Consider the following 13,592-nt stretch of genomic DNA (forward strand, 5'->3'; position numbering starts at 1 on the left):
CTGAGATAAGCGACGGTTATTTAGAATTTTCGTCTAGTTTCTTATAGCAGGCTACCATCTCTTTGGCTACTTTTTTTGATGAAAATGGTTGTACTAATTTCAATGACTCCTGACCCATCAGCTCGATTTTTTCAGGATTTTCAATAAATGATCGTAAGGCAGCTTCAAGTTCCTTTGGACGCTCAGGATTAAATGTAAATCCGTTTTTTTGATTCATAACAAGATCCTCAGCGCATCCGCATTTTTCAGAAACAAGCACTGGCATCCCGCAAACCATCGCTTCATTCACGACCAGACCCCACGGCTCGGATTTGCTAGGCAAAACCAAAACATCACTGTCGGCAAGCCAGTTTGGAACCTTATACCAGGGAAAACCTCCTGCAAACTTAATGCGATTATCAGAAAGATAAGAACCAGACAATAACTCCAGTGTTTGACGCATAGGCCCGTCTCCAACAAAAAGCAGATCCCATGGCTCTGCTGATATTTTTTCACTTACGGATTTATAAGCTTCAATCAACAGTTCAAGGTTTTTTTCCTCCGCCAGCCTGCCCACATAAATGAATTTTCTATTCCGAGATAAGCCAGAAGATATCCGGGATTTTGCTTCCAGATAATTTTTTCGGATTATGTCCTCATCAATTACCGCAGCATGCCGCACTGCGATCTGCGATTCTCTTACACCTAGCGACAAAAGATAATTGGCTGATGATTTACCAAAACAGAAAAACGCATCCGCACGGTTTACAATCCAGCTTTTAATTTTTTCTTTTAAAGCAGATCTGTTATGATCCATCGTCGACGATTCTGATGAGAGCACGACTTTCACGCCTTTCCTGCGTGCGTAAATCATCAGCAGCACTTGTGCATAATCAAAATAGCCAGTTACGTTTAATACAGTCGGTTTGAAATCATCGAAAGCTTTTAGGAGCGCCGGAAGTCTTTCTTTAAAGCTAACAGTGTCTAAACTCCGGTTAAACAAAACCTGATATGGATAATCATACTGAAAATTTTCATCATCTTTCATGACGCTGCGGCTAGCCTCATGCAAAGCGATATGCACAACCATAAAGGTACTTTCCGGGTTGTCTTTTTTTAAACAATTGTGAATTTCAAAAAAGAGCTTTGATTTATAATGCGCCCATAATTGATTGTGAATAACCAGTACACGCATTATTGCTTTTTATTTAGATAGTCCAAAAACAGAGGATATAAATTGTTGGCTAGGAAAACTTGGCCGGGATTATTGAAATGCACAACGTCCATTTTCCTGTAAAGCTTTGTCGTAATTCCATAATCAAATTCATTTACCAACCGAACGTGGTTTTCCTTTGCAAAGGAAATTATTTCATCTCCCTGGTCATTGAATTTACCAGCTTCAACTTCGGAAATTTCAGGGTGCAAATAGATGAAAAACGGTATGTTATTATCCTTTGCCATTTTAACAAGCTCCGCATATCCTGGGTTAAATCCTATTCCGGATTTGCGGATTCCGCCGTCGTCGGGCTTTTCGGATATGATTTTTTCATCTCTTCTAGCCTCTATTTTGATTGCCAGAGAATCAGTTTTGGGTTTCTGCGCTACGGGATCTATTTCTTTTTGCGTAGAAAAAAATGGAATTTTCGCGGAATAATATTCGATGTAATATGGATAAAGATATTTATAACGCTCCCAGACTTCCAGAATCGCGGACGGATACTGTTTGTCGGGCATATTTGGATCTATGCCAATAATGCTTTCGTGTCCCATAATGTCATGAGCATCATGGCTGCTGGTTACCAGGCAGATGAGTTTGGCTTTAAATAGGCCGAACTTTTTCAAATAAGCGGCGACATTATCTGGTCCCCACGAACCGGCAGAAATATTTAAGACACGGACCCGCGTATTTAATGTGGAAGAAAGCCTTTTTTCAAGAAAACCGGATGCGAGGCTATCCTGGTCCGTTAGGCTGCCACCGTTAACAACGGAATCTCCTATGAGAAGAATTACTATGGAATCCGCCGGAGAAAGCGGGTCATTCCGCATCGAAAAATTATTGGTTCTTACGACATTCCCAAATCGTTTTACTTCTTGATTTGGTGCGTAAATATATTCAAAATCAGGGTCTGAGACATAAAGGGGAGCGTTGCAAAAACCGTATTTATAACGAAGCACAAGCTCCGCAATTCCGGCAACGATTATCAGAAAAATAATAAACCTGAAAATAAATTTTAGCATAAAGTAATTCTAATTTTGCGATGTTCGCTGATGCAAATTTAGAATTACTTTTTCATATTTGATTTTTTATTGAAATTCACGCCATGATTTCCGCTAAATATCGCAAGACCATCACGTACACAATACTGGGTTTAGTCATATTATCGCTGTTGCTTTGCAGCGTTGTCTTTCCTCCATTTCATGGGTATTATACAACCGATGAAAATTTCGTAGCAGATTCCGGTGTATTGTTATGGTACGGCAATACGCCCAGAGGACTGGACTGGCCGGCGGCTCCTCATATGTTATTTTACTATCTGACGTTTGGTGTATCCTGTTTGCTTGCCACGATCCAGAACATTGGGAATTTAACGGGCCTGATTTCAGTATTTGATATTTTTGATTTGCAGGCATATAAGTTTTTGACCTACCGTGAACCTTTCATTTTGATTGGCAGAACTTTCCAAATCCTGGCGGTTGGCTTTATTTTGTATAGAACCTCAGTAATTCTTTACCGGCAAAATCACGAATTGCTGATTGAACCCGTCAAGCTTTTTTTGCCAATTATTTTCATCACTTCAATGCTTGTACTGAATACTTCTCCAGTGCTTAGACCAGAAGCGATATCAGGTAATTTGTTTATACTGCTGCTCGCCCGGATGATTTTCAGCGATTCGTTAACGCAGAAAGAAATAGTAGTTTATTCCGGAGTTTTCGGCTTGATTCTGGCCGAGAGACTGATTTTTGCATTCTTTGTTCCTTTTTTTATCGGTGCTGTCTTTCTTTTGGCAAACAGGAAAAAGTTTCAAAATGCTGGATTTTCCTTATTGATGATTTTTATCACATTTGTAATTTTTTGTCCTTTTATTATCACAGATACACTCGTGATCATGAAATCCTTCGTCGGTGGCATAATTGCAAAAATTAACGATAAACCGATGGGTACTTTCTTCAACCGTGAATACATCGGTCAATTTCTTAAAGAGCCTGTCAATATAGTAATACTAATTTTAGCTGCGCTGGGTCTTTATGCTATGCTTCGTACTAGAAAAATACTGTACTTTCTTTTAATAGGGAATACGTTTTTATTCCTTTTCCTCGTCTTGCGTTCTTCACTTATTTACGACACACATGTTCTGCCAGCCGCAGTCGTAACCATGTTCCTGGTTGGGCTCGGGCTGGGATTTGTGGCTGAAAGAATAAATATCTGGGGCATACGTATTGCGGCAGTAGTCATGATCATAATTGCGACTACAAATATAGTTTCATCTGCTAAGTATCACCTCAGAGTCCACAAAAGGTTGAATATGCATGATGCATGCGCCTGGATTTCTACTTTACCATCCGAAACAAGAATGCTGGTTAATCTGGAATTTGAATTTTATGTACCAAAGTCCGAACAGTGCTTGCTGAGGGAACAGGCGCTGAACAACGATAACCGGAAAATGATTAGGAAGCTCAACTATTTACTTGGCAGCAAAGCCGGGATGGAAGTTGAAGGGAAGGATCTCCCAATTATAGCAAATGCATTTGCTTTCGAAGATGAACGACAATATGATTCGCAGTATAAGATATTATTGAAATATACGCCTGGCGAGAAGTCAAAAGTTTACGACTATGATGTCTACTTTGAAGCTGTTGAACTGGCAAGCCACAGTATTAAAACCGATCTTGCTTTCCAGGATTTTGAGAAAGGAAAATATGAATATTTAGTGACTGAAAAATTCTTGAAAGACCGTAAGCCAATTAAAATTTTTGACAAGGAATGGGGAGTTCAGTACTATGTCTATAAGAGGGATAATTATTGAAATAACCCTTGCGGTTGTTATAATCGTATACATTATGAATTTTGTACAAAAGACCAGTCGGACAGACCTTGTCTTTCTTTATATTTTCCAATTCACAATGTCTTCATCACATTTTGTTGATCATAAGGTAATATAGGCAATGCAATTTTGCGCCTTCTCAATCAGGTGCTAATTGTTTTGACAACTATATTATCAGTATTTCTACAAAGTACAAGCCTTTCCAATGCTAGCAGATTGCATTATTTTGGTAAACTAAATTATTTCAAACGTTTGCATAAATATTCAAACGTTTGCATTTAATTGTCGACTATTTTATATTTTTTATATTAATAATGCAATTTGTACTTTTGGTGAATCTCTGATAATTTTTACGTTTTAAAGCCTTCTGCGCATTTTTCAAATAATTTAAAAACAAATAATCCACATTATGAGACAAACTCTATTAGTCAGCAAAAGAGGTATCTGCTGTTGTTTCTTATCCGTCACTGCTGTGTTCGGACTGGATGCAAACGCAGGAACCGCCTTCGCAGAGAAGGTACGGCAAACATCTCATTTGTCCGTCAGGACAATGAAGGATATTCCACTTCGTGGCAAGGTGGTTACCGCTAAAAACGAAGGATTGCCAGGTGTTACGGTTGTCATTGCCGGTGTTGACGGAAACAATAAACAAGGTACTACAACGAACGAAAACGGTGAGTTTACGTTCAGCAGTCTGGAAGCCGGGAAGAAATATAAAATTGATTTCAGTTATATAGGCTTCGAAAAGCAGTCTCTCGCGGAATTTGTTTTGACGGAATCTAACAGTGAATCACTCAATATAACTTTAAAAGAATCAGCTGCTGACCTGAACGAGGTTGTTGTTGGTTATGGAAGTACAACTAAAAAAGATATAACGGGTTCGGTAAAATCTTTGAAAAGCGGTGAATTCAACACAGGTATCATTAACTCTCCTGAGCAATTATTTCAGGGAAAAGTTGCGGGTGTAAACGTTACCTCTGCGACAGGCGAGCCTGGTGGAGCAGTGAACATTACCGTTCGTGGTCCTGGTGGCGTTCGTACGGGAAGCACACCACTTTTTGTTGTCGACGGACTCGCTCTGGACAACAGCAGTACTGGTGGAGCGACAAATCCTTTAAGTTTTATCAACCCTCAGGATATCGAATCGATTGACGTATTGAAAGATGCGTCAGCGACAGCAATTTACGGAGCGAGAGGAGCAAACGGGGTAATTTTGATTACAACGAAAAGAGGAAAATCAGGCGTGGCAACGGTAAATTATTCCGGAAGCTTTGGTATTTCTAAGATGGCGCGTCCGATAGATGTGTTTTCTGCGGAGGAATTTCTCACAGAAGCGACAAAATTGGGCGGAACGTTTATAGATGGAAAAGGTAATACGGATTGGCAGAAAGAAATTTCGAGAACGGCTTTCACGCAAAATCATAATGTTGCATTAAGCGGAGGCTCGGAAAAGTCTACTTATTACGCTTCTTTCGGTATGCAAAAACAGGACGGAATTCTTAAAAACAGTAGCCTGGACCGTTATACCGGGAGGATTAACGTCAATCAGAAATTGCTGAATGACAGGGTCAGTGTGGATGTGAATTTGAATGCTACCAACACAAAAAATCTAAGGCCAAATCAGGGAATGATCGGAAGCGCGCTTGCCGCCAATCCAACGTATCCCGCCTATGATGAAGCCGGAGCTCCGTTTCAATATCAGGATGGGACTAATCCGTTGATTACGTTGGCATTGGAAAAAGATCAGACGACAACGAACAGGGTTATCGGAAATATTTCTCCATCGGTTACACTTTTTAAAGGTTTGGTTTATAAGTTGAATTTTGGTGTCGATAATTCCTCTTCAACACAGGATTTACAATCTCTTGCCAACAAAGTTCCTTTTCAGGACGGTCGCCTGGAAACAAGGGACGTAAGAAATAGCAACAGGTTACTTGAAAATTACATAACCTACACGATTGAAAAAAACAGCCACAACTTTTCTGCATTGGTAGGCCATTCGTATCAGAAAATATCTTTACAGAAAAGAGCTTACAGTATTAACAAGTTCTCTGTGGGTGGTATCGAGCCAATTTACAATCCTGGTGTAGGCCAAGACCTAACATTGGTGAACAACCGTCCAACTGGTGAGGCAACATTAAATGAATTGCAGTCATTCTTTTCAAGAGTGAATTATGCATTCAAAGACAAATATCTTATTACAGCGACAGTTCGTGTGGATGGTTCTTCGAAGTTTGGTGCAAATAATAAATACGGAGTTTTCCCGTCGTTCTCTGTGGGCTGGAGACTTTCTGAGGAAAACTTCATGAAGTCTTCTCCATTTACGGATTTGAAACTTCGTGCAGGTTGGGGACAGACTGGTAATCAGGAAATACCTTCGAAAATTACCCAGGCTTTGTTTACGTCAACAATTACTGATAAAACAACCTACCCATTGTTCAATACAGGCGCTTATCCGTCAGGAACAACATACGCTCGTCTGGCAAACCCGAATATTCAGTGGGAAACTTCGGCACAAACTGACTTAGGTATTGACTTCGCCCTTTTCAAAGGGGCTCTGAGCGGTTCGGTAGATTATTTCAGCAAAACTTCAGAAAAGATCCTTTTAGAAGTAATTCCTTCTGATCCTGTTCAACCTGCCGGAACGTACTGGACGAATGTTGACAATATGAAAATCATCAATCAGGGAACAGAAATTGACCTTTCGTATCGTAAAAATCTAACAAACGGTATTCGTTTCGGATTGGCAGGTAACATTACCTTTATCAAAAACAACGTTAAAAATTCTCCATATTCGGTAATCCCTTCCGGTTCTGCACAAGGTTCAGGTCTTACCTCTGCGACTATCAACGGATACATCAGTGGAGAACCGATTGGTACTTTTTACCTGAAAGAATTTATCGGCTTTGACGATAAGGGAATTAACCAGTTCAGAGACGTTGACAGCGACGGAATTATCACAGATAAAGACCGTGTGGCTGCCGGATCGGCGCTTCCAACGAAGATGTATAATTTCAGCGGAACCTTTGGCTTTAAAGGTTTTGACCTTGCTGCGAACTTCAACGGGGTTTCTGGTAATAAACTTTATGACAACACTGCGAACTCCAATTTTTATAAACTGAGATTGTCAAAAGGTATCAACGTAACGCCGGAAGCGATTTCAAGACCGGAGGAATCCACAAACAACTCGGCGCCGGTATCAACTCGTTTCCTTAAAAATGGTGCTTTCTTACGGTTGAACAATCTTGCGTTGGGATACAACGTAAATACAACTGCATTGGGAATCAATAACTGGGTTCAGACAATCCGTATTTCGGTAACTGGCCAGAATTTGTTTGTGGCTACGAAATATAACGGATACGATCCGGAAGTGAACAACGACAGATCGATCAATGGTATCACATCTTACGGAATTGATTATCTGAGCTATCCAAAAGCAAAATCGATAATCTTTGGTTTAAATATTGGTTTTTAATTCTTACGACGATGAATAAGAAATTCCCTATACTATTGACGGTTGCCGGCATGCTGATATTCAGTAACGCCTGTACCGATTTAAAAGAAGAAGTGCTTGACGAAAACCTTGGTTCGACGTTGACGGATGAGCAGACAGCGAATGGGCTGATCGCTCCTGTTTACGCACTTTTACCTGAATTGCACAAGCATACCAATTATTTCGCTTTACAGGAAATTTCTACGGATGAAGCAATTTTGCCTTACCGTGGCGGTACTGACTGGGGTGATAATGGTATTTATCTGGCACTTCATGCGCACAATTCCACCAGTACCGACCCTAACATCAAAGGTACCTGGGACCAGATCGTGCAAAGTATTTCCAGATCGATCACTGCCATAACAACCTTGTCTACTGCGAGGGACGCTAACTCGGCTCTGTATCTTGCTGAGGCGCGGGGAATGCGGGCATATTATTCGATGATGATGTTAGATCTGTTCGGGATCGTGTTCATTAAAGAAGATGCTGGAACAACTTCGACAATCGTTCGCGGCGCGGAGGCGGTTGCTTACATTGAGAAAGAATTTCTTGCAGTTGAGCCGTTATTGCAAAACAAAGCAGCTGTTGGTCCCGGACGTTTGACGAAAGGTGCAGTTTGGGGACTGCTGGCCAGACTGTATCTGAACTCTGCGGTGTATAAAAATATTTATTCCCCTCAGTTTACTTTCGCCAGCAATGACATGGATAAGGTGATCGAGTATACCGACAAAATTATTAACTCGGGAGAATATAAGTTATCAGCAGATTATTTCTCAATTTTCGGAAATACAAACCATGACAATACTGAGTTGATTTTTGCTGTTGACCAGCGTCCTGATTTGAATGGTCATAATCGACTTGCTTATTTTTCACTGGCTGGTGATCAGTTTCCGCTTGCTGCTTTTCCGGCTGCAAACGGTACAGATGGTCCTGCGATCACATCTGATTTTTATCAAACCTGGGTTCAGGCTTATGGCGCCGAAGATCCAAAACGCGATCCACGCTTTTATCAGGAAAATTTATCCAGATATAGCAATCCTGCGGATAGCTGCATAGCAGATGCGAGTTATAAAATCAACCGCGGAATTTTGCGTGGCCAGCAGTATGGAGCGATCCGTGTGAATGGTGTTTTTCTGAGATGTCCTGATGGAAAGTTGAAAGTAGGAAGGCTGACGAATCTAAGCCGCAACCGTGGTGATCTGCCAGTTAATTTTACAGAAAAAATCGACTTTACAACAGCTGGAAGTGGGTATAGCGCGGGATACCGTGTTGAAAAATATGAATTCAGCCGCGTATCAGATACCGGAAGAAATAAAGGAGAGGCCGATATTTCAATTCTGCGTCTGGCAGATATTTACCTAATGCGTGCGGAAGCGAAGTTGCGCAAAAGCGCATCAGATGCAACGGCACTCGCGGATGTGAACACTGTTAGAGCTGCCAGAACTTCTACTACGCCGCCACCAGCATTAACATCTCTTACGCTTGACCTTTTGTATCGTGAAAGAGGATTTGAATTATATTGGGAAATGGTTCGTCGGACGGATATGATCCGTTTTGGAAAATATGAAGGAACCTGGACGGAGAAGACCAATAATGACGTTCATAAACGTATCTACCCGATACCTCAAACCGCTATTGACGGAGCTTCGAATTTGCCAGGTTATATGCAGCAGAATACGGGGTACTAATGTTGAATGAGTGAATGAAAGAATGAGCGAATAAAATATGCTTATTCGAACTATGAGGAGTTTTGCAGGTTTGTTTCTGCAAAACTTCTTTTTTTATTTATCACAATGTCAGTCCTGATTATTCCAGAATTTAATCAGCCCGTTATTTTTTCCCAGCAGCGGATCTTTGTCAGGGAAGGGAACTTTTGAAATATTTTCATCAGCCAGCGGACGTTCGTTTGCTTTTCCTTTCATCAGATCATATTCCATTCCATTTGGATAAGCACCAACAATTGCGAAGTCTTTCGAGGATTCAATATTTTTATGTCCGACACCCGCCGGAATTATAATGATATCGCCCGCTGCAACCTGAATTTTTTTACCATTGGCACCACCCAGTTGCAGTAACGCATTTCCTGAATAAACGCCTAAAACTTCATGTGTTATACTGTGGTAGTGATGATAGGGAAACACGCCATTTCGCCAGGAATTTGTCCAATTGTTAGATTCGAATTTTTGTTCAAGCCACTGAGCGCCTGGATTCCCCGTTTCAGAAAATGCCGCTTTGTAAATGATTAGCGGATATTTGCTGTTAGGAATATTCCCATCATCTTCAAAAAAATAGGTTTCAGGTACGTTTTCCATAATGCCGGAATATTTTTTTGAAATTATTTATTCAGCGGTCCTTTGCTTACTTGCTTTCCATCCTTCCATACCGATTCAATTTTTCTGGTATTCCTGATATCCTTTTCTGGACTTGCGGTCAATACGATAAAGTCAGCTACTTTGCCCTTTTCCAGTGTGCCATATTTGTTGTCAATTTTCAAAACAGTCGCTGCGTTTTTGGTTGCCGCTGTGATGGCCTGCATAGGCGTTAGTCCTGCCTGAACCAATAATTCCAGTTCCAAATGCTCCGAAAATCCCTGTGCACGGATTGGAAATGCACCTGAATCGGTTCCGAGGGCGACCAAAATGCCTGCATCATGAATTTTTTTTACGTTAACAAGTGCAATCTTGAAACCCTTCATATTTCTTTCGAAATCAGGCGAATTTTTAACCTGGTTCTGATATTTTTCGGAAACGATCATCTCATACACCCCCGGTTCGAGCGAAGCTTTGAAAAATGGCTCTTCCACCCATTCAGGTTTTCGGGAGTAGATATAGGCGAATTCATCCAGGGAAAGTGTCGGGATATAGGCGACGCCATTCTCTTTCATTTTTTTCAATAGATCATCATCGATTTCTTTGTCGCGAATACTGTGTGCCATAATATCCAGCCCCGATTCTGTCAACGAACGCGCGTCCTCTAAGTTATACAAATGACTGGCTACCGGAATTTTCCTTTTATGGGCTTCTGCAATGATCGCCTTGTAAATCTCCGGCTTGATTTTCTCAGCTTTTCCGCCGTGATCATCAACCCACATTTTGACGACAGTTGGTTTTACTTTGGCAAGATCAGCTATCAAGCTTGGTACCTGGTCAGCAGCAGTGGGGCGAAGCAGCAGGTTCATCCAGGAAGCTGGCGAACTTTCAGGCGTGTTGAATCCATAACCGGCAGAATATAATCTGGCACCTGGAAGAAGTCCGGCTTGCGTGGAATCTATAAATCCATTAAAAATTAACGGACGATCCGTTCCCATGGTCAGTATCGTGTTTACTCCATAGTCCTGATACCTCTTCAATTGTCTTAAAATATTTTCTCTGGTATAATTTTCGGCACTTGATGTGTTTCCTTTCAACGTCCCGATATGCGTGTGCGCACTGATGATTGCTGGGATTATTGTTTTCCCTTTCAAGTCAATCTGCATTGCAGCTGGTTCTTTTAATCCACGCTGAATGGATTCAAGAATTCCATTTTTGATTAATATATTAACATCAGATTTTGACGCAGACCCGGTTCCATCAATCAGATTTACGTTTTTTAACAAAATCAAATCAGCTTGCTGCGCTTGTGCGGTAACCGTGAACAACAATAATACGTAAAAAATCAAGTAGCGAAAATGTAGTTTCATCGTGTTTTTAGTTTACAGATTATGCATTATAATTATACCAAAGCTGAGTAAAAAGTTGCTAATCAAGACAATTTATATCAACTTTTTATATTGATTTTCAATTGAAGAGAATTCATTATTTTGCTTAATTTGAAGTCAGTTTGATATCTTGTCTAATACCTTTCTATCTCGGGTATTTCAAGCCACATCGTGGCTCCCTGTTTATAGAAAATTTGGCATACGTCCGAAATGCGGCTCCATAGGAGCCTCCTGATTTTGCGATAATCATTCATTCATTCATTCATTGGCCAAAATCAGATATCTTGAACATGGATTTTGTGATCAAATTATTTGTTTTAAGCAAGATGAATAGAGGTAAAAAAAAACGCACCATCGAAATTTCTTAGGCGACTCCTCCGGAGTCTGAAAAGCGGCGGGGAAAAACGTTGAGCTATAAACAGAATGCTCCTATTGGAGCGGTGATAACCAGGTAACCACCGATTGCAACCTCAACTTCCTTGATGAACGTTGAGCTATAAACAGAATGCTTCCATTAGAGCGGTGATAACCCGAGACCAGCGTTTTTGTGAATTTATTGTTAACATGGATTATTGTAATTTCATTTTAAACATTGGTAATCAAATGAATAAGATTAATTTACTCTTGGCGCAAAATTAAACTCTCGTATCGATAAGTGTAGTCGTCAACTAAAGAAAAACCCTGAACCGGCAAATGTAGGCCGATTCAGGGTTTTTCTTGACTAATTATCAATTTCTATTTTTGATTATCAAAAAATAAGGACGCATTCTCTTTATCAATTTTAATCTGTTCGATTAAAGCATTGATCCCACTGAATTTTTGTTCAGGGCGCAAGTAATGAAGCAGCTCAACAGTCAGATCTTCTCCGTAGATTTCTTTGTCAAAATCAAAAAGATTGGCCTCGATCGTTCTGAATGTTCCGTCAACCGTTGGTCTTACACCAATATTCAGCATTCCTTTATACACTATCCCATCATAAATGGCATTGATAACATACACGCCATTGGCCGGAATTAATTTGTAAGATTCGTTTAAATGGATGTTTGCAGTGGGGAATCCGATTGTTCTGCCCAGTTGTTTACCTTTTACGACAACACCTGTGATAGCATAGGGGCGGCCCAGAAGATGTTGTGCTTCGTCTACATTTCCTGATAATAAGGATTGACGAATTCTGGAAGAACTTATCGCAAGATCTTCTATATCCTGACGGAGAATTTCTTCGACCTCAAATCCATAACTGGATGCATTTTTTTGTAAAAATTCGAAACTTCCTTCACGATTTCTCCCAAAACGATGATCATATCCGATGACCAGCTTTTTCGTGCCAATTTTCTCAACCAATATCTGACGAATAAAATCGTCTGATGAAAGTTCCGAAAATGCTCTTGTGAATGGAATAATCGCCAGATGTTGAACACCCATTTCTGCGAAGAGTGCGATCTTTTCGTCAATAGTCGAAAGCAGCTGTAAATCCTGGCTGTCCTCTGAAACCACCATACGTGGATGAGGCCAAAATGTAAGTACAACTGACTCACCGCCAGACTGAATGCTGATTTCTTTTAATCTCGCAAGAATTTTTCTGTGGCCAATATGCAGGCCGTCAAAAGTACCACTGGTTACTACGGCACACTCCAATCTCTCAAAGGAATCCAGGCTGTGGTATATATTCATTCGTCAACCGGTAACTTCAATTCAACACGTTTTTGATAAATGAAATCGGTCAGATTATGGGCGTCTTTTAGCTCAAAAGTGCCAATTCTGGTCCGGCAAAGCGCGCTTAAATAGGCGCCGCTCTCCGCCGCTACCCCGAAATCTCTCACAATACTACGAATATAAGTGCCTTTTGAACAAATGATCCTGAAATCTATGGCCGGGAAATTGGTACTGTCAATTTCGAATAACGAAATTTCAACGGTCCTTTTCTTGATTTCAGCCACCTCTCCACGCCGCGCTTTTTTATAAAGCCGTTCACCATCCACTTTAACTGCAGAATAGATTGGAGGAGTCTGCTCGATCATGCCGAGAAAAGTTTTTCTTACCGATTCGAGTACTTCTGGTGTTATATGAATTACCGGGTAGTCAGCATCAAACTCTGTTTCAAGATCAACTGAGGGAGTTGTTTTACCCAGAACGAAAGTGCCGGTGTATTCTTTTTCCTGCGCCTGGTAGGAATCAATGGTTTTTGTTTTTTTGCCTGTACACAAAATAAGTAAGCCGGTGGCAAGGGGATCCAATGTTCCGGCGTGACCAATCTTGTTGTATTTACAGGCTCTTTTTATTTTGTTGACAACATCAAATGATGTCCATTTTAGCGGTTTGTCAATCAGCAAGACTTCCCCTTCGTCTGGTATGGTAGTATCGTTACTCAAATTGTTTTATC

9 protein-coding genes are annotated in these 13,592 nt (G+C 40.7%); 3 read left to right on the forward strand and 6 right to left on the reverse strand.

The window, feature by feature from the left end:
- Positions 1–16: 16 nt before the first annotated feature.
- Complete coding sequence (locus L0657_RS09680; RefSeq protein WP_235150383.1) at positions 17–1,174, reverse strand: glycosyltransferase family 4 protein; 1,158 nt, start codon at positions 1,172–1,174, stop codon at positions 17–19.
- Entirely contained in the window at positions 1,174–2,217 is a 1,044-nt protein-coding gene (locus L0657_RS09685; RefSeq protein WP_235150384.1) for a hypothetical protein, read from the reverse strand. The genes L0657_RS09680 and L0657_RS09685 overlap by 1 nt, the downstream gene beginning before the upstream one ends.
- Positions 2,218–2,300: 83 nt before the next feature.
- Here L0657_RS09685 and L0657_RS09690 point away from each other — a divergent pair, with 83 nt between their 5' ends.
- From L0657_RS09690 to L0657_RS09700, 3 genes are all read left to right on the forward strand, one after another.
- Positions 2,301–4,004 (forward strand): hypothetical protein, encoded by a 1,704-nt coding sequence (locus L0657_RS09690; RefSeq protein WP_235150385.1) that lies wholly within the window; start codon positions 2,301–2,303, stop codon positions 4,002–4,004.
- Positions 4,005–4,572: 568 nt separating this feature from the next.
- Entirely contained in the window at positions 4,573–7,497 is a 2,925-nt protein-coding gene (locus L0657_RS09695) for a SusC/RagA family TonB-linked outer membrane protein (RefSeq protein ID WP_235150441.1), read from the forward strand.
- A gap of 11 nt (positions 7,498–7,508) precedes the next feature.
- Positions 7,509–9,203, forward strand: coding sequence for a RagB/SusD family nutrient uptake outer membrane protein (locus tag L0657_RS09700; RefSeq protein ID WP_235150386.1), 1,695 nt, complete (start codon positions 7,509–7,511; stop codon positions 9,201–9,203).
- Between the two features lie 108 nt (positions 9,204–9,311).
- Here the strand turns inward: L0657_RS09700 and L0657_RS09705 are convergent, their stop codons facing one another.
- The 4 genes from L0657_RS09705 to truB form a co-directional block, all read right to left on the reverse strand.
- The gene (locus L0657_RS09705; protein WP_235150387.1) at positions 9,312–9,827 is read right to left on the reverse strand and encodes a cupin domain-containing protein; all 516 of its coding nucleotides are present in this window, start codon (positions 9,825–9,827) and stop codon (positions 9,312–9,314) included.
- Positions 9,828–9,850: 23 nt separating this feature from the next.
- Positions 9,851–11,194 (reverse strand): amidohydrolase family protein, encoded by a 1,344-nt coding sequence (locus tag L0657_RS09710; protein WP_235150388.1) that lies wholly within the window; start codon positions 11,192–11,194, stop codon positions 9,851–9,853.
- Positions 11,195–11,947: 753 nt separating this feature from the next.
- Positions 11,948–12,883 carry a bifunctional riboflavin kinase/FAD synthetase gene (locus L0657_RS09715; RefSeq protein ID WP_235150389.1) on the reverse strand — a complete coding sequence of 312 codons (936 nt, stop codon included), beginning with the start codon at positions 12,881–12,883 and terminating at the stop codon, positions 11,948–11,950.
- Complete coding sequence (truB, locus tag L0657_RS09720) at positions 12,880–13,581, reverse strand: tRNA pseudouridine(55) synthase TruB (RefSeq protein WP_235150390.1); 702 nt, start codon at positions 13,579–13,581, stop codon at positions 12,880–12,882. The genes L0657_RS09715 and truB overlap by 4 nt, the downstream gene beginning before the upstream one ends.
- Positions 13,582–13,592: the final 11 nt, after the last annotated feature.

The organism is Dyadobacter sp. CY345 (assembly GCF_021502725.1).
GTDB lineage: Bacteria > Bacteroidota > Bacteroidia > Cytophagales > Spirosomataceae > Dyadobacter.

Excerpts from the sequence above, each read along its gene's own strand:
- L0657_RS09680 (WP_235150383.1), bottom strand. The coding sequence starts at position 1,174 with ATGCGTGTACTGGTTATTCACAATCAATTATGGGCGCATTATAAATCA.
- L0657_RS09695 (WP_235150441.1), top strand. The coding sequence starts at position 4,573 with ATGAAGGATATTCCACTTCGTGGCAAGGTGGTTACCGCTAAAAACGAA.
- L0657_RS09705 (WP_235150387.1), bottom strand. The coding sequence starts at position 9,827 with ATGGAAAACGTACCTGAAACCTATTTTTTTGAAGATGATGGGAATATT.
- L0657_RS09700 (WP_235150386.1), top strand. The coding sequence starts at position 7,509 with ATGAATAAGAAATTCCCTATACTATTGACGGTTGCCGGCATGCTGATA.
- L0657_RS09715 (WP_235150389.1), bottom strand. The coding sequence starts at position 12,883 with ATGAATATATACCACAGCCTGGATTCCTTTGAGAGATTGGAGTGTGCC.
- L0657_RS09710 (WP_235150388.1), bottom strand. The coding sequence starts at position 11,194 with ATGAAACTACATTTTCGCTACTTGATTTTTTACGTATTATTGTTGTTC.
- L0657_RS09685 (WP_235150384.1), bottom strand. The coding sequence starts at position 2,217 with ATGCTAAAATTTATTTTCAGGTTTATTATTTTTCTGATAATCGTTGCC.
- L0657_RS09690 (WP_235150385.1), top strand. The coding sequence starts at position 2,301 with ATGATTTCCGCTAAATATCGCAAGACCATCACGTACACAATACTGGGT.